This window comes from Ornithinibacillus xuwenensis, from assembly GCF_039614845.1.
Lineage (GTDB): Bacteria > Bacillota > Bacilli > Bacillales > Amphibacillaceae > Ornithinibacillus > Ornithinibacillus xuwenensis.
This window is the reverse complement of record NZ_JBDIML010000002.1, coordinates 414206-439179: the sequence shown is the minus strand read 5'-3', so window position 1 is coordinate 439179 and position 24974 is coordinate 414206. Positions and strand designations below refer to the sequence as shown.

Below are 24974 nucleotides of genomic sequence, written 5' to 3'. Positions count from 1 at the left end.
CCTGATGGGTCGATTGTGTTAATTCTGTTTTCACCTTACTCCCCCCTCAACAGCTGAAAATATGATTCTTTCTGCTCCTTTAATGGAGCCGGTAGCTCTGCAAAAACATGATTAAATAAATCATCAACATTTGCTTTTGGATAGGACTCCATTTCCTTGACAGCCGCTTCAACCTCTTCCTCTACACGATTGTGAATGGCTTCTATTTGATTTTCATCCCAATAGCCATAATTTTTCATAAATCGTTCAAAACGTATAATGGGATCAACAACCTTTGCTCCCTGTCCCTCTGGACGATATTTCGTTGGGTCATCCGCTGTTGTATGTGCACCTGTACGCCACGTTACTGCTTCAATTAATGTCGGGCCTCCTCCAGAGCGAGCTCGTTCAATAGCAATTTGCATTTCTAAAAACACAACCAAGAAGTCATTCCCGTCGATGCGCACACTAGGGATATCATAAGCAACCGCTTTTTGCGCCACCGTCTTTGAATGCATTTGTCGTTCAAATGGAACAGAAATTGCATAACCATTATTTTGGTTAAAGAAGATTGTAGGCGTCTGAAAAACGCTTGCGAAGTTTAGCCCTTCATGGAAATCACCTTCCGAAGTAGCCCCGTCACCAAAATAGGCAACTGCAATGTTCGTTGTTCCTTTCCTTTTTTCTGCCCAAGAGGCACCTACAGCATGCGGAAGCTGTGTTGCTATGGGAACTGCAGCAGGAAAAATTTTTTTTCCTGCTGGTGGCACACAGCCTTCAACTCTACCATTCCAATATAGAAATGTCCTGGTCATATCCGAGCCATGTGTCAGCATTGCACCATGATCACGGTATGTAGGAAATATCCAATCCTCTGCCCCTAATGCGAGTGCGCTTCCAACCTGAGCAGCCTCTTGTCCCTCAAAAGGAGGATAGGTGCCTATTCTCCCTTGCCGTTGTAAGCTTTTTGCCTTTTTATCAAACGTTCGTATTCGATACATATGGTAGTAACCATCGTGCACAATTTGCTGGTCAATCTTAGACTTATCATTTGCATCGATTAGATTTCCCTGCTCATCAATTATCCTTTTAATGGAATATGCCTCTCCCATTTAATAACCTCCAATATGGTTTTGTCCTGTATCGTTACGCTCTTAAACTGTTGTTATAGTTACTTTACGTTCCATTTCGGTCGAACAGAACGAGTAAAAAAGCTATTTCTTACCCCCTTTTCAGACATGATTTTTTCACATAAATGGTTTGCGGCATCACTAGTTGAAATCTGACGCTTTTCTGCCTCGTGATACACTTGTAGCATCACATGATATATCTCCTTCGTCTTCGCTAGTACTCTTTCTTTTGAAAAACCATATAATTCATCTGCAACCTGTATTAAGCCTCCAGAATTTGCGATGTAGTCAGGTGCATATAAGATGCCTTTTTCAAACAACTTTTGAGCATGTTCGTCAGACTGAAGCTGATTATTTGCTGAACCTACAATACCCCTTACTTGAAGCCTTTCAATTGTTTGATCATTAATAATTCCACCTACTGCACACGGAACAAAGACATCCACATCCTGATCATAAATCGCATCACTTTGAACAACTTTAAGTGAACCAGTAGTTAATTTCGCCTTTTCTTTTAGCTTATCAATTCTCTCTTGATTAAAATCCGAGACAACAATTTCGGCTCCATGTATCATCAGGTGCTCTGCAACCTTGTAGCCAACCTTACCAAGCCCTTGGATGGCATACGATACACCTTGTAACTGATCGCTCCCGAAAAGCATTTTATTGGTGGCCATGATTGCATAGATTACACCTTGTGAAGTGGGTATGGATGAATCGCCACCTCCACCATATGCTTCTGGAATTCCAACAATGTTATTTGTTTCGCGCTTTGCATGAATAAAATCATCCATTGTCGTGCCCATGTCTGTACCGGTGTAGAATCGGCCATTTAATGATTCCACAAACTGACCGAAAGCACGGAACATCGCTGGTGATTTATCCGTTTCTGGATTACCTATGATGACTGCTTTTCCGCCACCAAAATCTACATCAGCAGCGGCACACTTATAGGTCATTCCTTTTGAAAGCCTAAGCACATCATCCAAGGCTTCATCTAAGCTCATATATGGGTACATTCGACACCCGCCTAATGCTGGACCTAGTTTAGTTGAATGGATCGCTATAATTGCCTGTAAACCTGAATGAACATCATTACAAAAGACAACTTGCTCATGTTCGGACATTTTATCTAGTAATTCAAAATTTGTATTTTTCGATAGCCCTTCAACAAATTCCATATAAATCCTCCCATTACAGTAGCGTCATGAAATTAAACTTATAGTAAACGCTTACATTTTATGGTGATTTCCTCTTGATATGCCATGCGCAAAAACCTCTTTATTACCATTCCTCCAAAACAAGATACAATTTCAGCGGGCTTTATGCTTGATTAGGATTAAAATCTAGCAATTTAAGACTCTGTGTCATTTGCTTCTGAGCATCATACATCATGGTATCGATAAGGTCTTTAACGCTTGGAATATCGTTAATTAACCCTGCAACCTGACCACCATTGATGAAGCCATTATCCAAATCCCCTTGCAACGCACCAATTACATGCTGTGTTTCAGAGGTAAATCTTCCAAATTCCGCTATAGAAATACCATCCATTTCACGATTACGTAGATTTCTTATGTAGTTTGTATCAAGTACTCTTCTAATTCTTCCAATAGACCTTCCGATAATTACGGCGTCCTTGCCTTGAGCTTCGATTAATCGTTGCTTATAATTTTGATGGAATGGCGCTTCCTTTGTTGCGATAAACCTCGTTCCAACTTGTACTCCTTCGGCACCCAATGCAAAAGCTGCTGCTAATCCTTTTCCATTCCCAATTCCACCAGCAGCAACAACAGGCTTTTCTACTTTTTCAACAATCTGAGGAATTAGTGTAAAGGTTGTTAGCTCTAAATTAGAATTAATCCCTGCAGCTTCAAATCCTTCCGCAACCAGAATGTCTGCGCCAGCAGTCTCTGCTTTTTGTGCATGTGTAACAGAAGCGACAATCGCCAACACTATTTTTTTATGCTCATGGAGCTGTGGGATATAGGGAGAAGGATTCCCAGCTGAAAGCGATACAACTGGTATTTCATGTTTAATACTTAATGCAATTAGCTGCTCTGTATATGGTGTCACATTGATTGCAATGTTTAGAGCAAATGGCTTGTTGGTTAATTGTTTCGTTAGGAGGATTATTTCTTCTACTTGATTAACAGACATTGTCCCACAGCCAATCGTACCTAATCCCCCCGCCTCCGAAACCGCAGCAGTGAGTGCAGCGTTTGAGATATTTCCCATACCACCTTGAATGATGGGATATTTTATTTGTAGTATGTTGGTCACACGGTTCAAGTCTTATCCCCCTTTTTATCTCCCTTTAAAATCCGGACTTCTCTTTTCACTAAACGCTCGCAAAGCTTCCAGTCTATCTTCTGTTGGTATGGTAAGCTCGTATGCTTTTGCTTCTATCTCTAGCCCTGTATTCAAATCTGTATTCATCCCTCTTGTGATTGCATATTTTGCTTGTTTAACTGCAATTGGACCATTCCTCAATAGTTGATTAGCGAGCTGATGACAAGTATTCATCAGTGAATTTTTCTCTACTACTTGTAATACAGCACCCAATTCACAGGCTTCCTCTGACGTAATTCTCTTACCTGTTAAAATGAGTTCCTTCGCTCTCATCTCACCAATTAGCCTTGGTAATCGCTGTGTTCCACCTGCTCCTGGAATGATTGCCCAGCTTGTTTCTGTTAGTCCCATCTTGACATCACTAACCGCTATCACAAAATCACATGCGATCATGAGCTCAAAGCCGCCACCAAAGGCATATCCATTAATAGCTGCAATGGTTGGCTGTGGTAAATTAGCAATTTTGTCAAAAACATCACGTATCGCTTTTACATTTCTTCTTACCTCATGTTCCGTTAAAGCTTTTCTCTCCTTTAAATCCGCTCCAGCACTAAATGCCCTATCTCCAGAACCAGTAATAATCACGACGCTAATCTCGTGGTTAAGATGGATTTGATCAACTACCTCCTCTAGCTCAAGTAACATTGGATAGTTAAAGGCATTTAACGCTTCTGGTCGATGAAGGGTAATGTAGCCAATGTTGTTTTCAACTGTAAACAGTATGGTTTGCATTATGATTCTCCTTTTATATGGATGGATGACGATCGATCTCTAAGCAACGCTATCTTATCTGATAAATACCTATAGTCCTTCCACAATTACTGATATTCCCTGTCCAACGCCGACACACATGGTCGCTAATCCATACTGAACCTTACGCCTTTGCATTTCATGAATAAGTGTTGTTACTATTCTTGCACCACTTGCACCTAATGGATGGCCAAAAGCAATTGCTCCTCCATTTACATTCACAATCTCGGAATCTAAATCTAGTTGTCTAATACATTCCAAGGATTGTGAAGCAAATGCCTCATTTAATTCCACTAATCCAATCGTTGTTATCGATAATTTGGCACGTGCTAATGCCTTCTGAGATGCAAGAATAGGTCCTAGCCCCATAATGGATGGTTCTAAGCCTGCTGTTGCACCAGCTACATAACGTGCTAGCGGCTTTATTCCGAGCTCCTTGGCTTTCTCTTCACTCATCATTAATAGCGCAGATGCCCCATCATTTACGCCCGAGGCATTCCCTGCCGTAATGGTACCTTGTTCAAATAAGGGTCTTAATTTTGCTAGTTTTTCTAATGACGTATCTGGACGTGGATGTTCGTCTCTATCAATCTGAATCCTTTTCCCTTTTTTATCGTGATAGATTACGGGAATAATTTCACTAGAAAAACGACCTTCATTCATTGCTTTCTTTGCGCGTTGCTGACTTGTAAATGCAAATCTGTCTTGCTCTTCTCTACTAATGTTATAGCGTTTCGCAACATTCTCTGCTGTCTCGGGCATAGAGTCTGTTCCATACATTTCCGCTAACTTAGGATTAATGAATCTCCAGCCTATTGTCGTATCGTAGACCTCCATATTTCCTCTTGGAAAGTCTTTGTCTGGTTTAGCCATTACAAAAGGAGCACGTGTCATACTTTCAGTGCCTCCTGCAATAAATACATCCCCTTCTCCAACAGCAATAGAACGCGCTGCATACATTACGGCATCAAGACCAGATCCACAAAGCCGATTAATCGTTGTTCCGCCTACTGTTTCAGGTAATCCAGAAAGAAGCCCTGACATTCTAGCAACATTCCGATTATCCTCACCTGCTTGGTTCGCATTGCCAAATACTACTTCCTCAATTTGTTCTTTTGGTAATTCAGGATTTCGTTTCAGTAATGCCTCAATTACCATTGCACCTAAGTCATCAGGACGGATGTCCTTTAACACTCCTTTGTATCTCCCAATAGGTGTCCTGACAGCATCTACAATTACAGCATTTCTCATTTTTTAATCAACTCACCATCATTTGTATAATCATACACACCTCGCCCTGTTTTACGACCAAGTCTGCCAGCTTTTACATATTGCTCTAACAGCGGTGCCGGACGAAATTTTTCTCCAAGGGTTTCATGTAAATACTTTAGATTATTTAATCGTGTATCTAGTCCTACAAGATCTCCTAGTTCAAGAGGACCCATTGGGTAATTGAGTCCTAGTCGAATTGCTTTGTCAATGTCTTCTGCTGTGGCAATTCCCTCCTGTAGCATATAAAACGCTTCATTGCCGACCATGGCACTTATTCGGCTCGTAACAAAACCTGGGAATTCCTTTACCTCAACCGTCTCCTTGCCCATACGCTCTGCAACTGCACGAATAATAGACACCGTCTCATGACTCGTCTCCAAGCCTTTAACAATTTCTACTAAACCCATGCGATGAACCGGATTAAAGAAATGCATAGCAGCCACCTGTTGTGGCCGTTTCGTATAAGAGCCTAACTCAGTAGGACTTATCGTAGATGTGTTCGATGCTAGAATGATATGTTTTGGTGCATACCCGTCCACGGTTTCGAGAACATGACGTTTTAAATCTCGCTTTTCTGGAACTGCCTCAATCAAAAAATCTGTTTCTGCAACAGTTGTTTCTAAATTCATAGATGTATGGACATTATGTAATAAACGTTCCGCTTCATTGGCATCTATTTTCTTTCGTTGTATCGCCTTATTTGCAAGTTGACCAATTTGTTTCGTTGCGAGTTGAAGTTGTTCCTCCGAGACATCAACAATGGTCGTTTGAAAACCGGCAAGGGCCGAGACATAGGCTATGCCTCGCCCCATTACTCCAGCTCCAACGACGGTAACTTTTTCAATCGTCATTGGTAAGCATCCTCTCTAATGATTGATTAGCACTTTTAAACTCCAAATGGATTAATTGGCTTTGGTCCATAATAGGAAAGTACGCTTTTATCCTCCATATACAAATCAAGCGTTTCAACGGTTAGTTCTCTACCAAACCCAGATTGTTTATAACCACCAAATGGTGTACCTGGAAATGCTGAGAATGGACTATTAACCATGACAATACCTGCTTGTATTTGATGTGCAACTCGTGTTGCTCTTGCTTGATTAGTAGTCCAAACAGCCGAACCCAGCCCATACTCAGAGTCATTCGCTCGCTTAATAACATCTCGTTCATCCGTGAACTTTTCTACCACAACAACCGGTCCAAAAATCTCCTCTCGTACAACCTTCATATCAGGTGTTACATCGGCAATAATCGTCGGCTCATACCAATAGCCATTTTCAAACCCTTCTATTTTCACTTCATTCCCACCAGTTAAGATCGTAGCTCCATCGGCTATTGCCGACTGGACATAGCCATCGATTTTTTCAAGCTGGCTTCGACTTATAATAGAGCCTATATGTGTACCCTTATCAAAAGGATCACCTAATTGAAGCTTCTTGGTTTTACTCACAAACTGCTCCATAAATTCATCATAAATGGCATCATGTATAAATAAGCGCGAACGTGCCTCACAGGATTGACCGGTGTTAAAGAAGATTCCAAATAGGGAACCCGCTACCGCTGCTTCCAAATCCGCATCTTCAAAAACAATACTTGGCGATTTGCCACCTAGCTCAAGTGTTAATCGCTTCAATGTACCGGACGCCTTTTCCATAATATCTCTACCAGTAGGGGTAGACCCAGTAAAGGCGACCTTATTGATAGCTTTATGTGTGACCAAGTAGTCTCCTATCACTTGACCTGCTCCTGGAACTGTATTCACAACACCTTCAGGCACTCCTGCTTCATGACAAATCTCATTTAATACAATAGCCGTGATTGGGGTTAAACTAGCTGGCTTAATAATGACAGAACACCCCGCTGCGATTGCCGGAGCTATTTTCCATGCTGCCATCATCATTGGATAGTTCCAAGGTATAATTTGTGCACAAACACCAACGGGTTCTTTATGCGTATAATTAAAAAATCCATTAGGCATGTTGTTAACGGTTCCACGATGGCCAACAATGGCACCAGCATAAAATTCAAAGTCTTCGATAGCCTGACTAATTTGCACTTGTGCTGCCCCGATTGATTTACCACTATTTAATACTTCTAGCTCAACCAATTCATTAAACCGACCACGCATAATCGCTGCAATCTTATTTAAAACACGAGCTCTTTTTCCAATCGGATATTTTCGCCACTTCCCATTGTCAAATGAATTTCTAGCTGCTTGAACCGCTTTTTCCGCATCCTTTATGGATGCCTTTGCAATGGTTGCAATTGTTTCCCCCTTCGCTGGATCGTAGGTTTCAAATACTTCTCCAGTTTCACTTTCAACACGCTCTCCATTAATGATCATCGCATAGTGACTACGCTTCATTTCTCCAACTTCTGTAATTTTATCGGATACCGTTTGCTCCATACTTATCCTCCTTATTTTCCTGTATAATTCGGTTTTCTTTTTTCTACAAACGCCTTCAGTCCTTCTTGATGATCCTTTGACATACCAGCAATTCTTTGGGCAAAGGCTTCTTGCTCTAAAAATGTTTCATAATTCTCGTGCATGCCAGTTAGCATATAGCGTTTTATTAGAGAGAACGTTTTAGTAGGTAGCTCTGCAAGATAAGTAGAAAAATCCTTTACACGTTCATCCCATTCTGTTTCGTTATACACTTCTGTTACTAATCCCAAATCCTTGGCTTTTTCAGCAGTAATTGGATTACCAAGTGTTGCAACTTCCAATGCTTGCGCATAACCAATTATTTTTGGAAGCATATATAAAAAACCTGTATCCGGGACAAGTCCAACATTCATAAATGCACTAATCATGTTTGCACGACTCTTCATAACACGGAAGTCACAAGCAAGTGCAAGACTCATTCCTGCTCCAGCTGCGGTTCCATTAATTGCCGCTACGATAGGCTTCGGTGTTTGTCTGAGTGCTTGTAGCATCGGATGATACCTTTCTCGAAGGAATTCGGCATGATTCGTGCGCTCATCTACTTCAACTAAATCCTGACCGGAGCAAAATGCCTTTCCATTACCAGTAATGATGATACATCTAACCTCATCATCCTTCGTCGCTACTTTTAGTGCACTCATCACGTCGTTATTCATTTGCTCTGTAAATGCATTATAGGCAGATGGGCGATTCAACTTAATTTCGACTATCTTTCCTTTTTTCTCATATAAAATAGATTCATAGCTCATTTGCTTACACCCCCTTAAAGGTCGGTGGGCGCTTCTCTAAAAATGCATGCATTCCTTCTTTTTGGTCTGCTGAAGAAAACGCAAGATAAAAGTTTTTTCGCTCTACTTGTTTTCCTTCTTGTAATGAAGTATCCTCCGCCACATGCACCGCTTCTTTTATTAGCCTTAACGAAACAGGTGGAAGAGCTGCCAATTGCTGTGCTAGTCTCATCGTTTCTTCTTCTACTAGCTCTGGTGCCACAACCCGATTAATGACTCCATGACTTAGTGCCTCATTTGCTGACATCGATTCTCCAAGCCAAATCCATTCAAGCGCTTTTCTTCTTCCCATCGCTTTTGTTAAGAACTGGGTTCCCCCTGCACCTGGCATCACGCCTAATTTTACTTCTGGAAAGCCAAACTTAGCATCCTCCGCTGCTATAATCAGATCACAGTGAAGTGCTAATTCAAACCCGCCACCTAAAGCAAAGCCATTTACAGCAGCTAGAATCGGTTTTTTTATTAAGCTAATTTTGTCCCACACGGCAAATGGATTTAAGAGCTCTAATGTAAGTGGTGTTTCCTCTAGCATCTCTTCTATATCAGCACCTGCCGCAAATGCTCGATGGTTCCCTTTTACGACGATTATTCTAATAGATTCATTACGTTCAAAAGACTCTAGTTGCGCAACAATTTCCTCTACCATTTCTCGGTTTAGAGCGTTTAATACTTCTGGGCGATTCAACTGGACGACTCCCACATCATCTTCTGAGAACACTTGTATGAATTTACTCATCAAGCTCTTCACCAATCATAAGCGTGACAATATCTCCCGCAAATTTCATGACGTCTCTACCAGAAGCCTTCCCTTCATCCGTTTTCATTGCATTTTTTAACGATTCATGGCTATCGTAATACATCTCACATAATAGGTAATAATCACTTTCCCCCATTGGGGAACCTACTATTCTAGTTACCTCCATCTTTCGTAAGCCTGGGATTTTTTTGGTAATAGGCGCATGTGTATTAAAATAATGCTCATCAAACTTCTGCTTATCTTCTGGCTGTTTGTATAAAGCAATCAATTTAACCATATTCCATTCTCCTTTTCTCCTGTTTACTATTGTTCTACTACTGGCTTCATCGCTTCAAATGGATTCCTACAAGCGCTGCAATATAAAATACTACGGCAAGCTGTTGGTCCAAAAACATTCTCCATTGAAGTATAATCAGACTCACAATAAGGACAATTGACAGTCCATTCATCACCTGGACGATATTTTTCTGGTGGTGGTGCAATACCATGTTTTCTCAATTCCAATTTTCCCTTATCTGTAATAGCATCTGTTGACCATTGTCGTTCCATGGTGAACTGCACAAAGCAGCTTCCTACCCAATCTATTTTTTCAACTGCTTGTTTGACATTCATTTGGATAAAGTCTAAAGCAGGACAGCCTAAAAACGTAGGAACCATCTTAATATGAACATCCTCGGCAACAACACGTATTTCATAGACCATTCCTAAGTCATATACACTGACAGATGGGAGCTCTGGATCATCAACAGTTTTTAATACAGAACGAATGTCTTCTATTCGATTATTTTCGTCCATTGTTCTATTCGCTCCTTGCTAAATACATATTCACTGTGATAAAAATAAGACTGATAAATTACCAGACTGCTGTTTTATCACGGTTATATACTTCTGCTAGTGTTGAAAGAGCTTTCTTTAAATCATCGGTATGTTCTCCATTTCTACCATTTCCATATTTCTTTCCTAATGAATTGGATGGCACATCTAGCAATGTTTCCGAAACTCGTTCTAGCCATATTGCTTTTAGCTGCTCTTCATCACAGGTAATCAATTGATACTTCACCATATCCGAACCATGTAATCCTAGCTCTAATACGTCTTCAAATTCGTCCCAGGCTTGTAATACACGTTCTTTCATACGTTGCTTCGCCTCTTCAGACGATGCTTGAAGCTGTGACACCCAAAGCTTCCAGTGTGCCAGATGATAAGGCTGCTCCATTAAGACTTTTTTGGCCACATTAGCTAAAGGCTTATAGGAGCTTCCTGAAATCGCTTCCATTTTAATTTTTTTAAACGTTTCATAGAAGAAGCTTCGCACAACCGTTAATGCCCAGTCATAATATGGCTCCTCGAAATAGACACCTTCTCCATTTCGCTTTTCTAAATACGTACCGTTTCTTCTTTGTTCAGCATTCCGATCATGTGCAATGGAGTTCGCGTCACCTTCCCCAAGCTCTTCTAATAAGTCATAAAACATGGCTGCATGACCCATTGTGTTTTGTGTAATAGAGGAATACGCCACATCCTCTTCAATATGAGGCGCTAGCCCTAGCCACTCCGATCCCCTAAAAGAGGTTATAAAATCATCATCCGCAAGTTGAAGTAATAGCTCTTTTAATGCATTCAAATAATTATCATCTTGTTTTGCTTGTTCCGGTGACTCTACAATTGAATTCATTGCTTCTTCACCTCTTTCCAAGACATAATTTCCTTTTCATCGAGCATACCCTGTTCCTTGTCACGCCATTTTTTTCGTAAATAACCATACCCCTTTGTTGTACGATAATCCTTATTATCTAGACGGTTGGTCCAAGTCTGTCTTTCCTCACTTGTCATTTTCCGAATATCACTTTGTTTCACGACCCATACGTCAATTGAATCTTCGCGCCTCATAAAATTCTCTTGAGCCATTATCATGGCCATTTCTTTATTTGGAGCAAGTAAACTAAACTGATGCTGCATTGGTGCCTTTACTCCCCTTCGACTAAACACCTCATAAACCTGGTAAAAGTCGGACTCCTTAGTCATTCTTATTTCTCCTTTCCGTTAAACGCCAACAGTCTCTGTCGCTAAAGCCTGCCTCACCCATCGATTATTTTCATAAGCTATTTGACGTAAGCGAAGTCTTTCTTTGGAACGTGGTCCTTTGTTTCGAATAATCTGTTTAAATTCATCCCAATCCGGTTGCGCATATACCCATTTATCATTTGCTTCATCAAAGTGCACCGTTTCATCAGGTACCGTTAGTCCTAAAGAAAACACACGCGGTAAATACTTGGCTAAAAATGCTTGGCGAAGCTCTTCATTTGTACTTTTGCGAATGCGGTACTTAATCATAATATCCTGCTTGGATGAGCCTGTAGTTTCTGCACTACTTGGACCAAAGAACATAAGCAAAGCAGGCCACCAACGATTTAATGATTCCTGTAAAATCTCTCGCTGATAGTCATTTCCCTCTGCTAATGCCATGATAATTGCTTCTCCATGCTGCGCGTGAAATACCTCTTCCTGACAAATTCGTTGAAGTGCTCGTTGATAAGGTCCATAGGAAGCATCAAGCATATTCGTTTGTGACATAATTGCAGCACCATCAACTAGCCAACCGACCATACCAGCATCTGCCCAACTCTTGGTCGGCATATGGAAAACATTATGAAACTTCAAGTCTCCATTTAGTAGATCCTCCATTAAATCCTCTCGCGTTTTTCCGTATGGAGTCATCAAGTCTTCCGCAACACGTAATAAAAGCTGACCATGACCCATTTCATCCTGAACCTTCGCCATAATACCTAATTTCCTTTTTAAGGTTGGCGCCTTTGGTACCCACTCTTTTTCAGGTAGTGCGCCCATTATTTCACTAATACCGTGCATCGAAATAAGCTTTATTAAAGCCTGACGATAATCCTCCGGCATCCAGTCATCTGCTTCTATCTTCTCTCCTGATTCAATACGGGCCATAAATGCGTCATATTTAACCTGATCGCGTTCAACATATGCAGTTGTTTTGGAATCGCCGTCTTCCACATAGTTATACATGCCAGCACCTCTTTTATAACGTTTATTTAACGTAATCATATCAAACTGTTATATTAATGACAATAAGATTATTTTAAATTTTCGCAATTTAAGTCGACATTTTATGCTATAGTTAAGAAGAACGGCTACATAATGCGTTATGCAAGACTATTTTCATAACGATAATTATTCAATCGTAAATAAATAGGCATATATTATTCAGAGGTTTTTTCTATCATAAAATGACTGTTTTTAATTTGAATAGCTATTCAGAAGTAATTTATTCTGTTAAAATTTGAACTATTAATGTAAGAAATCATATTGCACGGTTTACAAGAGAGAGGAAGTTTTGATGGAAAAGCAATTTAATACAAGGTCCATGATTTTCACTTTATTTGGTGATTATATAAGACATCACGATAATGTAATTTGGATCGGCAGCCTGATTCGACTGCTGCAGGAATTTGGCCATAACGAGCAGTCTGTTCGTGCTGCTATATCGCGCATGAGTAAACAAGGCTGGGTGCAATCGAAAAAGATAGGAAATAAAAGCTATTACTCACTAACCGAACGAGGGCAAGCACGGATGGAGGAAGCATCAAAAAGAATTTATAAAACAGACCACCCTTCGTGGGACGGCCAATGGAGAATTCTTGTCTATACGATTCCCGAAAACAAGCGGCATCTTCGTGATGAATTGAGAAAAGAGCTTGTATGGAGTGGGTTCGGACTACTTTCGAACAGTTGCTGGATAACACCTAATCCATTAGAAGAACAAGTGAATCGATTAATTGAAAAGTATGATATTAACGAGTATGTTTCTTATTTCAACGCATCTTATGAGGGTATGAATAATCAATCCGATTTGGTTCAAAAGTGCTGGAATTTAGATGAAGTGAATGCGAAATACCAATCGTTTATTCAAGAATATAGTCAAAAGTATGTCATTGACAAAAATAGAATTGAAAAGGGAGAGTTGAGCAACGGAAGTTGTTTTGTGAAATCTGCCTTATTAGTACATCAATATCGGAAGTTCCTCTTCATTGATCCGAATCTCCCACAAGAGCTTTTGCCAAAGAGATGGCTAGGAGATTCTGCCGCGTCACTATTTAAAGATTATTACAATATGCTAATCGAACCCGCAAACACTTTCTTTAAAGAAGTCTTTGAAATGGGAGAAATAAATCAGATAAAAGAAGAATTAAAGAAGTAGCGAATGTCGTCGCTACTTCTTTTCTTTGTCACGATTAAGTTTATTGAATTAGCAAAGAGGAAACACATGTCGCAACTTTTTTCTCATTTTGCTTCAGCTCAGCTACTACATATGCTAATGTTCTACCCATTTTCTCAACACGAGCCACCACCTCTATTTCTCCTTCCATAGCGGGGCGATGGAACGTAGTATCTAGATCGATGGATACAAAACTCTGGTCATTCGCTAGCTTGGAAGAAATAGCATAGGCCATTAGAATATCTGCTGCTGAAGACAAAAAACCACCCATCACGACACCTAATCCGTTTATGTACTTATGATCCACATTCCAAACACCTTTTGCAATACCTTCTTCAGCGTAGTCAACTACTACTTGCATGGTCTTATCGCAAGGCGGTGGAGTCCGCCCTTCTGAAACAACCTGTTTCAAATCAGAAATCGTATACTTCATTTGCTATCCTCCTCATCATCATTTTGAATATATCGATTTTATAAATACCGTATTATTAACGTTATTTAAACTTTACATTTATTAATATTAAAAGTCAATATTATCTAAATTTATATTACTATCTTACAATTTAAAGTAAACGTTAATATGGAATTATCTTAACTAAAATCCACCTAAAATTGAATTTAATGAAGAATAATGTAGGAGTAACAGCAATTTTTGTTTAAATATTAAAAATTTATTGACTTGTGCGTATTATATTTTTATTATTTATATAACAATAATATTTGTATCGTTTTATTAACGTTATATTAATTTAAGTATGTGTATTTTTTCTCTCATACTTACTTTTTCACATACAGGAGCTTAACTTTAGAAGGGGGTTATCTAATGCGTAACGATCTTGTTGATATAGCCATTATTGGAGCAGGCCCAGTTGGGCTTTTTACAGCATTTTATGCTGGCATGAGGGAGGCATCTGTGAAGCTATTAGATAGTATGCCAGAAGTAGGAGGTCAATTAGCGGCATTATATCCGGATAAATATATATATGATGTTGCCGGATTCCCTGGAATAAAAGCAAAGGAATTGGTTGCTAAACTTCATCAACAAGCTAACACTTTTTCGCCAAGAATTTGTTTAAATGAACAAGTAGAAAATATAATAAAGTTAGAGAACGGCATCTTTGAAATCCATACATCTAAAGGAATTCATCTATCGAGAAGTGTCATCATTACGGCAGGAGCGGGAGCTTTTGAGCCACGAAAGCTTAAGCTAGAAAACGCAACAGAATACGAAAATACTGCCATCCATTATTTCGTGAAATCCTTAGAAAGTTTTAAAGATAAACGAGTACTTGTTTGTGGCGGTGGAGATTCTGCGGTTGACTGGGCACTTGCTTTACGTAATATTGCTAGAAGCGTTACACTCATACATCGACGTACAGCATTTCGGGCTCATGAACATAGCATTTCCGCCTTACAACAAGCATCCATTTCCATTAAAACCCCTTATGAATTAGTTGGTATCAGTGGGAATAAGGGTACAATAGAGGAAGTATTCATTCAAGAAGTAAAGGGAGATAAACAGGAACTATTTCCAGTTGATCATATCATTGTTAATTATGGATTCATGACCAATATTGGCCCGATAAAATTATGGGGGCTTCAAACCACCAAAAATGCCGTGATTGTAAATGGACGTATGGAAACAAATATTGATGGTATCTATGCAGCGGGGGATATTTGTTCTTATGACGGTAAACCAAAGTTAATCGCCACTGGCTTTGGAGAAGCTACCATTGCTGTTAACCATGCAAAAGCATTCCTCGATCCGAAGGCAAAGCTTAGCGTTCATAGTACACACCTATTCGAGAACTCGAAATAGGTAACGTATTACAATTAAGCAGTATTTGGCTTATGAGAGCTTCGTCACTCTAATCCATCTATAAAAAATCGCGGCAGGACTCTTTATTCACTAAGTCCTCCGCGATAATTGGGCTTGTTATCATCAATTGAAACGACGAGTGTCAACTTCATACCATTTTTTGGATGTATGCTCACAATCCTGCATCCTTTTAAATTTTGCTCTAGGTATTTTTATCTTAACATAATTTGCTTCTTCATCTGTTAGTCTTAATTCACGTATACTTCTACCATCCTTAAACGATTCGAGTAAGAATTCATCAAATGCTTGCTTGTTCATGAATCTCCCCCTCACTCAAAATTTGGGATTGCAACACGCTTTTTTAACATTTTTCCAGATAACAGAATTGCTTCATTTGCTAATACCTGCATTGCATCGACGCAATATGGAATTAGATGTTCACTAATTTCAATACAAGAAAGCTCGGTACATCCTAGAATAACACAGTCACAGCGCTCCATTTCAATCATGTTTGAAATGATGCGTTCAAATCCTAGTACATTAACTGGCTTATCTGCTTTAAAATCATAAATCGTCTGCATAACCTGCGCTTGAACATGCACATCTGGGATATGAGCCTTCATATTATACTTATGACACTCTTGTTGATATATACCTGTATTAATGGTTCCATCCGTTGCTAAAATTCCAACTTTAGCTGTCGGTCCATATTGCTGACGTATAAAGCGAACCGTTTCTTCGATCATATTAATAATGTTAATCGAGGTCATTTCTTGCATCTCGTCATAAAAGAAATGCGAAGTATTACAAGGAATGGCAATATTATGAACATCAGCTGCTTCAAATATTTGAAAATCCTTTTTCACTGCGTCTAAAAACAATTGCTTGTCATTTTCTAGAATAGCTTTTGTTCGATCAGGAATCGTTGCATGATTAAGAATAACCATGTCTAAATGCTCCTGATCCTTATTCGCTACCGTATTTTCAATAACCCTCTCAAAAAACAGTGAGGTAGCAGCAGGACCCATGCCACCTAATACACCGAGCTTTTTTTGTTCCAACCTATCCACCTGCTTTATCTGATGCTGTGCCAACTGCAATACATCTTATTTAACTTCAACATTTTCCTTATTCAACGATTCAAGCGCAATTCCAGCACCATAGTCCATGCCCTGGCAACCTGCTAGCAATATTAAATCACCTTTGCTTGCTTTGGATAACGAATCTTCAATAGCATCTGGCAATTCATTATATAAACGTACTTTGATATTTGCTTTTTCCATAACATCTAAAAATGCACGCACTTCATCATCTGTCACTTCATCTTTAGGAGTTGTGTGTGACACACTACGTGTTGCAATTAGTTCTGTAATACCTAATTTTTCTGCCCAATCGACAATAACCTCAGCATTTTCTCGGTTAATCGTTGCACCTCTTTGACCTCTTATTGCATATACGACATGGAGATTTTCATAATCCATAAAGTCTAATGTTTGTAGCGTTACATTGATATTGCCTGGATTAGCAAAATGGTCATCAACAACTTTAATAGCCTCTTCATAAATAAATTCAAATCTTCTAGGTACACCAGTAAATTCTTTTAGCGTTTTTTGAATAGTGGAGACAGATACACCACTAAGAAGTCCAATTATAATAGCGACCATTGAATTATAGACGGAGTGCAAGCCAGGAACGGCTAGTTCCACATCAAATTCACTCGGTTCAAACTTCAATCCATGGGCTTCAAAAGGCTTCAAAATTTCGACAGTAAATCTTCCTCGTCCAGTTGTTAAATCAAGGTTCTTACAATGAATGAAACCCTCTCGACTTTCAACACCAAATGAAATAACCTTCGCCTTTGTTTTATCAACTAAAGAAGAAGAATATGGATCGTCTAGATTTAATACCGCAAAGCTATTCTCAGATGCATTTCGAATTAAGCTCGATTTCACTTCAAAATATCTTTCGAAGGTTCCATGCATTTCCATATGCTCGCGACTCATATTATTTAATGAAACAATATCGTATTCAACGCCCTCCACACGATGTAGTTCAAGCGCTGCAGACGATACCTCCATCGTTACATGGCTCACATCATTTTGAACCATATCACTTAAATAGTGCTGTAGGTCTAGCGATTCAGGAGTCGTCAATTCAGCAGGAATCGATTCGTCACCATTTTTAACAATTACCGTTCCGATAAGACCTGTACGATGCCCTTCGTTTTCCAAGATAGCATTCGTCATGTAGGAGGTAGTTGTTTTTCCATTCGTTGCTGTAATTCCAATCATATTCATTTTCCTTGATGGATACTGATATAGATGAGCCCCTAACTTAGCAAGTGCAATCCTACTATTGTGAACGACATATTGTGGTATGTTTACATCCTCTTGATAGTCTTCAACTATCGCAGCTACCGCACCACGTTTGACTGCATCTGCAAGGTATTTGTGTCCATCAGTCTTGTAGCCTTTCACACAAACAAAGAGATGACCTTGCTCAACCTTCTGCGAATGATAGGAGACCTCTTTAATCTGTACCGCATCTACTTCCCTATCATTGATTACTTCGATTGCTTCTAGTAATTCTTTCAACTGCATTTCTACTACCTCCTTGCCTTTTTTCGGCCTCCAAATAATTTTCCTAATCTTGTCTTCATGAAAGCTACTGCTGGCTTCGGATCGCTAATGCTCCAAATCGCATAGGCTTTTGGTCGAAATAGCGATTTTACGACTTCTGATGTTTTAAGCTGTCCACTTTTAATATAATCCTTAACAGCAAGTGCATCCTCATAACCATACCAAAATGCTCGGTTTGTTGTTTCGGTTACGGATTTTGGTTCTAACGGGGCACCAATCATTTCTCTGTATGTAATATACGGGAAATTAAGACCCACCTTATAAAGTAAGTGGTTAAAGTTTGTGATCCTTGCATTAATCTCAATCAGATAGAATTCTCCAGTCTCTTCATCCTTCTTAAATTCGATTTCTGCAAATCCCTTATAACCAATACCTTCTAAAAACTTAGAACCAATATCAAATAACTCCGGCGTAAACTTTTGAATCGTATATACCGATGCCCCGAAATTAATCGGATATTGACGTAGCTTTTGACATGTCGTCCAATGTGTAATCTTGGATTCCTGATTTAAATAAGCATCAAAGGTATACATATGATCATCAAACCCTGGAATGATTCGCTGTACAAATACTTCTAAATCTGCATCCTTCGCCATTGCTAATGCTTCATCAAGCTCTTCTCTATTATGAACCTTAAAAATCTTCTTCCTAAATGTTGCTACAAAGCTAGGTGAATCAAATGGTTTTACTAAACAAGGATATTTTATTTCGTTCTCAACACGATCATGAAAGTTTGGTTCATGAATGCGAACCGTTTCCGGCACGCGTACACCATGTTCTGTTGCAAGCGCATGTAATGTATCTTTATTCATGACTCTAGTTGCTAAGCCCTGTTCGGTTTGTGGAATTAGATAATATTCTTTAATTTTATTTAAATGTGCATCAATTACCTCTAAATAGGTATCATGACAAGGTATGAGCACTGGTTTATCCGCTTGCTTCTTGGCATAATCGATTAATGCGTTAATGAAGCCTTCCGTATCCGTTTTATAATGTGGTACAAGAAGTGATTCCGAACAATACTTTGATGCAGCTCCATATCGGTCTTCTTCCGAATAATCCACTGCTACCGTATGTACACCTTCCGCTCCGAGACTTCTAATTGTACTAAGTCCTATATAATAATTATTGCCTAAAATGACAGCTTTATGATTCATCTCTCTACTCCTAAAGACGGATTCATTACTTGACCTATTCAAGTAAGTGTATCTTTATTATTTTTTTATCCTATACATAATCTCATTATACGCGTGTATTCGGTATTCTTCAATAAGTCAATATGAGGATGAAATCTATTGTATTTATCAATTTCATTCGTAAAATCACCTCAAAAATTTTTATGACTTTTTTGAAAAAATTTGTAAGATTCTATTCAAAATTGTGATATATTAAATCATATAGGAATTTTTACCCAATAAACTAGTTACTTAAGTACTAATAGATCGGAAGGGAGGGATATGCAGTCCATGCGTTTTGATAGAATTTTCATAATATTTATTTTTATCGCTTCTGTTATCGTTGCTGTTACTTCTGGACCTATAAAAGTAGATACAAAGGTTTACATATGGGCACTACTACTATTTTATCTTTTTTCTATTCTTTATTATCACCTCAAAGTAGCGGTGAGAAAAGGGAATCACAATATTGATTACGCCATTTCATACAGTCTATCGATGGCATTATTTGTAGGTCCTCTTGGAGCATTTATCTTTGAAGCCCTTTATATGTTTACATTATTTGTTTTCCGGAAAGCAACGAAGACTGCGGATGAAGAAGAATTCTTACACACATTCTACAACACTGGGTCTTTTGCACTAAATGGCGCGATTGCATATTACCTTTTCCAAGTCCTAATTCCAATTTTTGAAAGAGTTCCTTTTGGATTTTGGATACTTATCATTGCACTAGTCATTATCATGTCTCTACTATCTCACCTATACTTAACCATTATTTTCACGGCAACTGGAGATATTAAAACGGTGAAGGATGCTATTGCATTTATTAAAAGTAGAAGCATTCTCGATATGGGAAAGATTGCATTTTCTAATGCTTTTCTATTTATTTTCCTACAGGACGAGCAATGGGAAATGATTATCGGCTTATTCCTTTTGAATTACCTCGTAAGCCGTTCCAATATCGCTATTAATCAAACATTACAGCATAAGATGGAACGAGATAAATTTGAGCAAATGGCTTATACAGATTTTCTTACTGAAATTTATAACCGTACCTTTATGGATAAGAAAATGAGTGAATTAAATAGTTCTGGAGAACAATTAGGGATTATTGTAACGGACATAGATTCCTTTAAGCGAATTAATGATTCCTATAATCATGCAGTAGGTGATCGAGCAATCCAGCATTTTGCATCTGTATTGCAAAGCTTTTTAACGGAAGAAGATTTTCTTTTTAGAAGTGGTGGCGAGGAATTCACGATATTCCTACGAAACAGGAGTTACGAGGAATGTCTAGCGCTAGTAGAGGAGTTGCGAGATGGTGTTAAAGATACACCTGCTGTCGCAGAATATCAGGATGAAACCATTCACATTTCCCTTACGGCTTCGTTCGGGTTATATTACTATAAAGCAGATGAAACCTTAGATATTAAAAATGCCTATATTAACGCTGATCAGCTTCTAATAAAATCAAAAGATCTCGGTAAGAACCGAATTTCTGCGAAGGATGGATTGATCGATACTCCATTATCCGTAAGATATACTGACTAATAAAAGAAAGAGGATGGGACAAAACTATAAGGTAATTCTAAAAAGCCGAACGAAAGCTAAACTAGATCCGGAAATATACGTAGACTCCTGCGGGAGGGAAGGCATCGGTGAGACCCCGCAGTGCGCTAGCGCGAGGAGGCTCACTAGCCGCCCGCGGCAAGGTAGACACTGTGAGGTTGCTCACGAACAGTTGTCGCCCCTGTACTGGAAGTGAAAGCGAAGTATATTTCCGGATCGGAATATATGCACAAGCCATAATCGTTCGTTTTTTCCTTGCTAAAAATACTTTTGTCCCAGCCTCTTTTAGATTTCTTCCTTACTGTAAATGCTTTGGAACTTGTTTATCATGCCCGTGATTGGCAACCTCAGTAAACATATTATCCCCAAGCTTTTGTTGTTCTAATTGCTTCTTTATGTTACGAATCTCTTGATTTAGCTGGACTATATTTTCATTCAAAGTACCCGTTTGCTTGATAACATCAAGAAGCTGTTGAAACTCTTTTTTTGTTACTGGTTGTGCTTCTTGTTTTAAAATATACCCAAGCTGCCCATTCGGCTCTAGTGTTGCATACTGGACATCACTAATATTGGATATGTTTTGCTGTCTTAGAATCATTTCTAATTGATCGACCGTAAGTCGAACTTTTTTCAAATTCTGTTCATGTATAGTGCCATTTTCAATTATTGTTTTCGAATTACCAGTAAATAATTTCTCGAATACATCCCCTTTTATTTGAGCATATTCCATAATGATAAGTGTCAATACTAGAATTGCACCTACACCGATTGTAACCCAGATATTTTTACCCGCTAATGGCTGAATTAATAGAGAGCCAATTCCTATCATGATGACGGTTTGTGGCAATGTCATTTGAGAGATTGACTTTCTACCAGCAATCCGTAATAATACTGTACCAGCTATAACGATTAAGACCGACTTCCATATCCAATCCATACAATCTCCCTCTCACATACTTTTATATAAAAGTTTTTGTAATTGAGAGCGTAATATACAATTTTAATTACTTTCCTCTATAAAAATTCTATGCCAAAGCATAAACATCAGCACGGTCCAAATTTTTCGTGCGTTGTCACGATTGTGGTGAACATGTTCAACTAACAAATTGAAACAATAGGATTTATTCACAATATCATCCGTTTGACTTTGCTGAATCAGTTCCTTCGCCCATTCATATAACTCATTCCGAAGCCAACTGCTGATTGGAACTGGAAAACCGAGTTTTTTGCGATTTACTACATGCTCTGGAACAAAATCACTAGCAGCTTTTCGCAATATTGCTTTTGTTGTCTTATCGCAAATTTTATATTCAATCGGGATTTTTCTGGCTACTTCAAACACCTCTTTATCCAGGAATGGTGTACGCAACTCGATGGAGTGTGCCATTGTCATTCGATCAGCCTTTAATAAGATATCCCCTGGGAGCCATGTATGGATGTCAATGTATTGCATTTGATTCGTAGGATGTTCTTCACCAATTCGCTGATATAGGGGTTCTGTAATTTTTCGAAAGTCATTTGAATCTTGATAGGATAGTAGGAGTGCTTGTTTTTCTTTCTCTTCAAACATTTTAGCATTACCAATATACCTATCCTTCAATGGCGTTGTTCCACGTTCAATAAAGCTTCTACCAGCAATGCCCTTTGGAATGATTCGCGCTAGTTTTTGCAGCCACTTCAAACTAATAGTCGGTAGTCTATTAAATAGTTTAAGTGACTCGAATTCACGATATATGTTGTAACCACCAAATAGTTCATCTGCCCCTTCACCAGATAGCACTACTTTCATGTGATTACTTGCCTCTCTTGCAGCAAAATATAGCGGAACACAAGAGGGGTCTGCCAATGGATCATCCAGATACCGCATTATCTCCGGTAAGCTTTCTACATATTCTTGTGGACTTATAATATAGGAGATATTATCGACAGCAAGTTCCTGGGCTGTCTGCTCCGCTATGGGAATTTCAGAATATCCAGCTTCCGAGAATCCTACCGAGATGGTCTTTATGGATGGCTGAATTTGCTTTGCAATCCCTACTACAAGGCTTGAATCAATTCCCCCAGATAAGAACGCACCAACAGGCACATCACTTTGTAAATGTGCCGATACAGAATCAACCATAACCTCTTGAATTCTGTTAATAATTTGTTTTTCTTTTCCGTCAACGGGTTGAAATGTTGCGTGAAAATATCGTTTCTTTTTGATTGGATTTTGTGCGGTCTTCACAAAATAATGCCCTGGCTCAAGCGACCATATTTCCTCTGTTAATGTCATAGGGGATGGAACATATTGAAAGGAAAGGTAGTGTTGTAATGCTTGTTTGTTTAGTGGTAGGTTTGAGGTTAGGTTTATAATGGCCTTTTTCTCTGATGCAAACAGAAATTCACCTTCGTTTTCATAATAATAAAATGGCTTAATACCAAAGGGATCTCTAGCACCATACAAGATTTCTTCTTCTCTATCCCAAATCGCAATGGCATACATTCCTCTTAGTTCTCTAAAGGCTTCCACACCAAATTCTAAAAACATCGTCGCAACAACTTCCGTATCAGAAGCTGTTTCAAAGGAATGTCCCTTTTTTTCAAGCCTTGTTCGTAGCGATTTGTAATTATAGACTTCCCCATTAAACACCAGAATGAATCGATCGGCTCCAAAGAGAAATGGTTGACTTCCTCCTACCAAATCAATGATACTTAGTCGAACAAACTCTAGTTGAATACTTTTATCCATAAACGTCCCATTTTCATCTGGTCCTCTATGCTTCAAGTGTTTACTTGCATTCATTATTTGATTTCGATATTCTTCCGTAAATTGGTGTTCATCATCACGAAGTACACCAACGAATCCACACATACTAATTACCCCTTTTTACCGCTTTATACAGTTATATCTCAATAGTATATTCAAACTAAAAAAGACTGACTCAATTTTTTGAGTCAGTCTCGTTTCCGTTATCCTTAAACAATTTTTTGTTTTTTGATTTGCTTACTTCTTAACTGTCCGCAGGCAGCGTCGATATCTGCACCATTTTCCCAACGAACGCCACAGTTAATTCCATTATTCTTCAAGGTTTCATAAAAAGCCTGAATAGAAGCTGTATTACTTCTTTGATATTGATTATGCTCTTCAACAGCATTATAAGGAATTAAATTCACATATGATAAATGACGCTTCTTCCCTAATAGCTTCGCCAGCTGTAAGGCTTCTTCTTGGTGATCATTAACATCCTTAAGCATAATATACTCATACGTGATACGACGATTAGACTTCTCTAAGTAATAATCAACAGCTTGCATTAATTTTTCAATCGGAAATGCGCGGTTAATTTTCATAATACTTGTTCTTAGTTCGTTGTTTGGTGCGTGTAAGGAAATCGCTAAATTAACCTGTAACCCAGTATCAGCAAACTCGTATATTTTATGTGCCAGACCGCTTGTAGACACCGTAATATGACGTTGACCAATTTTTAGACCTTTCTCATCATTGACAACCTTAATAAAATCTACAAGGTTATTAAAGTTATCGAATGGTTCTCCGATACCCATCACTACGATATGACTAACTCGTTCATCTTTTCCTTGTTCATCTAAATGTTTTTGCACGTTCATTATTTGCTCTACAATTTCCCCACTTGATAAATCGCGACTTTTACGCAATAAACCACTCGCACAAAATGTACAACCAATATTACAGCCTACCTGTGTTGTTACACAAACAGACAGTCCATAATTAAATCGCATTAATACCGTTTCGATTAAGTTTCCATCAGACAATTTAAATAGAAATTTGACCGTTCCATCTTTCGAAACCTGTTTAATTTCTTCTTCCAAAGTTTCTAGAACAAAATGTTCTTCTAACAATGCGATTGTTTCTTTATTGACATTCTTCATATCCGAGAATTGCTTTACGCGTTTTTTGTAGAGCCAATCCCAAACCTGTTCAGCCCGAAAACGTTTCTGCCCGTTTTCCACTAGCCACGCTGTTAATTGCTCCATTGTTAATCCGTAAATGGATTGTTTTGCCATTATTAAACCTCTTTTCTCCAAAATGCTAT

The 24974-nt window shown here is 38.8% G+C and carries 25 protein-coding genes; 3 read left to right on the top strand and 22 right to left on the bottom strand.

Annotation, left to right across the window (positions count from 1 at the left end):
- Nucleotides 1-35 precede the first annotated feature (35 nt).
- The 14 genes from pdhA to paaA form a co-directional block, all read right to left on the bottom strand.
- Nucleotides 36-1091 (bottom strand): pyruvate dehydrogenase (acetyl-transferring) E1 component subunit alpha, encoded by a 1056-nt coding sequence (gene pdhA, locus ABC228_RS08060; protein WP_345824598.1) that lies wholly within the window; start codon nt 1089-1091, stop codon nt 36-38.
- Nucleotides 1092-1150: 59 nt separating this feature from the next.
- Nucleotides 1151-2290 carry a Leu/Phe/Val dehydrogenase gene (locus ABC228_RS08055; RefSeq protein ID WP_345824597.1) on the bottom strand — a complete coding sequence of 380 codons (1140 nt, stop codon included), beginning with the start codon at nt 2288-2290 and terminating at the stop codon, nt 1151-1153.
- 142 nt (nt 2291-2432) lie between these two features.
- On the bottom strand, nt 2433-3401 hold the full coding sequence (locus ABC228_RS08050) for an NAD(P)H-dependent flavin oxidoreductase (RefSeq protein ID WP_345824596.1): 969 nt from the start codon (nt 3399-3401) through the stop codon (nt 2433-2435).
- A gap of 15 nt (nt 3402-3416) precedes the next feature.
- On the bottom strand, nt 3417-4193 hold the full coding sequence (locus ABC228_RS08045) for an enoyl-CoA hydratase-related protein (protein WP_345824595.1): 777 nt from the start codon (nt 4191-4193) through the stop codon (nt 3417-3419).
- A gap of 69 nt (nt 4194-4262) precedes the next feature.
- Entirely contained in the window at nt 4263-5462 is a 1200-nt protein-coding gene (locus ABC228_RS08040; RefSeq protein WP_345824594.1) for an acetyl-CoA C-acyltransferase, read from the bottom strand.
- Nucleotides 5459-6334, bottom strand: coding sequence for a 3-hydroxyacyl-CoA dehydrogenase (locus ABC228_RS08035; RefSeq protein WP_345824593.1), 876 nt, complete (start codon nt 6332-6334; stop codon nt 5459-5461). The genes ABC228_RS08040 and ABC228_RS08035 overlap by 4 nt, the downstream gene beginning before the upstream one ends.
- 35 nt (nt 6335-6369) lie before the next feature.
- Complete coding sequence (locus tag ABC228_RS08030) at nt 6370-7890, bottom strand: aldehyde dehydrogenase family protein (RefSeq protein WP_345824592.1); 1521 nt, start codon at nt 7888-7890, stop codon at nt 6370-6372.
- 11 nt (nt 7891-7901) lie between these two features.
- Nucleotides 7902-8678, bottom strand: a complete 777-nt coding sequence (locus ABC228_RS08025) for an enoyl-CoA hydratase/isomerase family protein (RefSeq protein WP_345824591.1) — start codon at nt 8676-8678, stop codon at nt 7902-7904.
- 4 nt (nt 8679-8682) lie between these two features.
- Nucleotides 8683-9453 carry an enoyl-CoA hydratase/isomerase family protein gene (locus ABC228_RS08020; RefSeq protein ID WP_345824590.1) on the bottom strand — a complete coding sequence of 257 codons (771 nt, stop codon included), beginning with the start codon at nt 9451-9453 and terminating at the stop codon, nt 8683-8685.
- Nucleotides 9446-9751 (bottom strand): EthD family reductase, encoded by a 306-nt coding sequence (locus ABC228_RS08015; protein WP_345824589.1) that lies wholly within the window; start codon nt 9749-9751, stop codon nt 9446-9448. Before ABC228_RS08015 ends, ABC228_RS08020 begins: the two co-directional genes overlap by 8 nt.
- Nucleotides 9752-9777: 26 nt before the next feature.
- On the bottom strand, nt 9778-10269 hold the full coding sequence (paaD, locus tag ABC228_RS08010; RefSeq protein WP_345824588.1) for a 1,2-phenylacetyl-CoA epoxidase subunit PaaD: 492 nt from the start codon (nt 10267-10269) through the stop codon (nt 9778-9780).
- 58 nt (nt 10270-10327) lie between these two features.
- Nucleotides 10328-11149, bottom strand: coding sequence for a 1,2-phenylacetyl-CoA epoxidase subunit PaaC (gene paaC / locus ABC228_RS08005; protein WP_345824587.1), 822 nt, complete (start codon nt 11147-11149; stop codon nt 10328-10330).
- Nucleotides 11146-11499 (bottom strand): 1,2-phenylacetyl-CoA epoxidase subunit PaaB, encoded by a 354-nt coding sequence (gene paaB / locus ABC228_RS08000; protein WP_345824586.1) that lies wholly within the window; start codon nt 11497-11499, stop codon nt 11146-11148. Before paaB ends, paaC begins: the two co-directional genes overlap by 4 nt.
- Nucleotides 11500-11517: 18 nt before the next feature.
- Nucleotides 11518-12507 (bottom strand): 1,2-phenylacetyl-CoA epoxidase subunit PaaA, encoded by a 990-nt coding sequence (gene paaA / locus ABC228_RS07995; RefSeq protein WP_345824585.1) that lies wholly within the window; start codon nt 12505-12507, stop codon nt 11518-11520.
- Between the two features lie 331 nt (nt 12508-12838).
- Between paaA and paaX the strand changes: the two genes are divergently transcribed.
- Complete coding sequence (paaX, locus tag ABC228_RS07990) at nt 12839-13699, top strand: phenylacetic acid degradation operon negative regulatory protein PaaX (protein ID WP_345824584.1); 861 nt, start codon at nt 12839-12841, stop codon at nt 13697-13699.
- A gap of 40 nt (nt 13700-13739) precedes the next feature.
- Here paaX and ABC228_RS07985 read toward each other — a convergent pair whose 3' ends face one another.
- On the bottom strand, nt 13740-14150 hold the full coding sequence (locus ABC228_RS07985; protein WP_345824583.1) for a PaaI family thioesterase: 411 nt from the start codon (nt 14148-14150) through the stop codon (nt 13740-13742).
- A gap of 390 nt (nt 14151-14540) precedes the next feature.
- Between ABC228_RS07985 and ABC228_RS07980 the strand changes: the two genes are divergently transcribed.
- Entirely contained in the window at nt 14541-15536 is a 996-nt protein-coding gene (locus ABC228_RS07980) for an NAD(P)/FAD-dependent oxidoreductase (protein ID WP_345824582.1), read from the top strand.
- A gap of 123 nt (nt 15537-15659) precedes the next feature.
- Here the strand turns inward: ABC228_RS07980 and ABC228_RS07975 are convergent, their stop codons facing one another.
- The 4 genes from ABC228_RS07975 to ABC228_RS07960 are packed head-to-tail and all read right to left on the bottom strand — an operon-like array spanning nt 15660 to nt 19332.
- Complete coding sequence (locus tag ABC228_RS07975; protein ID WP_345824581.1) at nt 15660-15854, bottom strand: hypothetical protein; 195 nt, start codon at nt 15852-15854, stop codon at nt 15660-15662.
- 11 nt (nt 15855-15865) lie between these two features.
- Nucleotides 15866-16597 (bottom strand): aspartate/glutamate racemase family protein, encoded by a 732-nt coding sequence (locus ABC228_RS07970; protein ID WP_345824579.1) that lies wholly within the window; start codon nt 16595-16597, stop codon nt 15866-15868.
- Nucleotides 16598-16642: 45 nt separating this feature from the next.
- Nucleotides 16643-18136 (bottom strand): Mur ligase family protein, encoded by a 1494-nt coding sequence (locus ABC228_RS07965; protein WP_345824578.1) that lies wholly within the window; start codon nt 18134-18136, stop codon nt 16643-16645.
- Nucleotides 18137-18141: 5 nt separating this feature from the next.
- The gene (locus tag ABC228_RS07960) at nt 18142-19332 is read right to left on the bottom strand and encodes a carboxylate--amine ligase (RefSeq protein WP_345824577.1); all 1191 of its coding nucleotides are present in this window, start codon (nt 19330-19332) and stop codon (nt 18142-18144) included.
- A gap of 309 nt (nt 19333-19641) precedes the next feature.
- Here ABC228_RS07960 and ABC228_RS07955 point away from each other — a divergent pair, with 309 nt between their 5' ends.
- The gene (locus ABC228_RS07955; RefSeq protein ID WP_345824576.1) at nt 19642-20901 is read left to right on the top strand and encodes a GGDEF domain-containing protein; all 1260 of its coding nucleotides are present in this window, start codon (nt 19642-19644) and stop codon (nt 20899-20901) included.
- A 316-nt stretch (nt 20902-21217) separates the two neighbouring features.
- On the opposite strand, the gene ABC228_RS07950 is transcribed toward ABC228_RS07955, so the two are convergent.
- The 3 genes from ABC228_RS07950 to rlmN all read right to left on the bottom strand — a co-directional run bounded on the left by ABC228_RS07950 (nt 21218) and on the right by rlmN (nt 24945).
- Nucleotides 21218-21856: a DUF421 domain-containing protein gene (locus ABC228_RS07950; protein WP_345824575.1), complete on the bottom strand. Its 639-nt coding sequence runs from the start codon at nt 21854-21856 to the stop codon at nt 21218-21220.
- A gap of 63 nt (nt 21857-21919) precedes the next feature.
- Nucleotides 21920-23773: an asparagine synthase (glutamine-hydrolyzing) gene (asnB, locus tag ABC228_RS07945; protein WP_345824574.1), complete on the bottom strand. Its 1854-nt coding sequence runs from the start codon at nt 23771-23773 to the stop codon at nt 21920-21922.
- Nucleotides 23774-23877: 104 nt separating this feature from the next.
- A complete protein-coding gene (gene rlmN, locus ABC228_RS07940) occupies nt 23878-24945 on the bottom strand; it encodes a dual-specificity RNA methyltransferase RlmN (protein ID WP_345824573.1) in 1068 nt (355 codons plus the stop codon).
- Between the last annotated feature and the right edge of the window lie 29 nt (nt 24946-24974).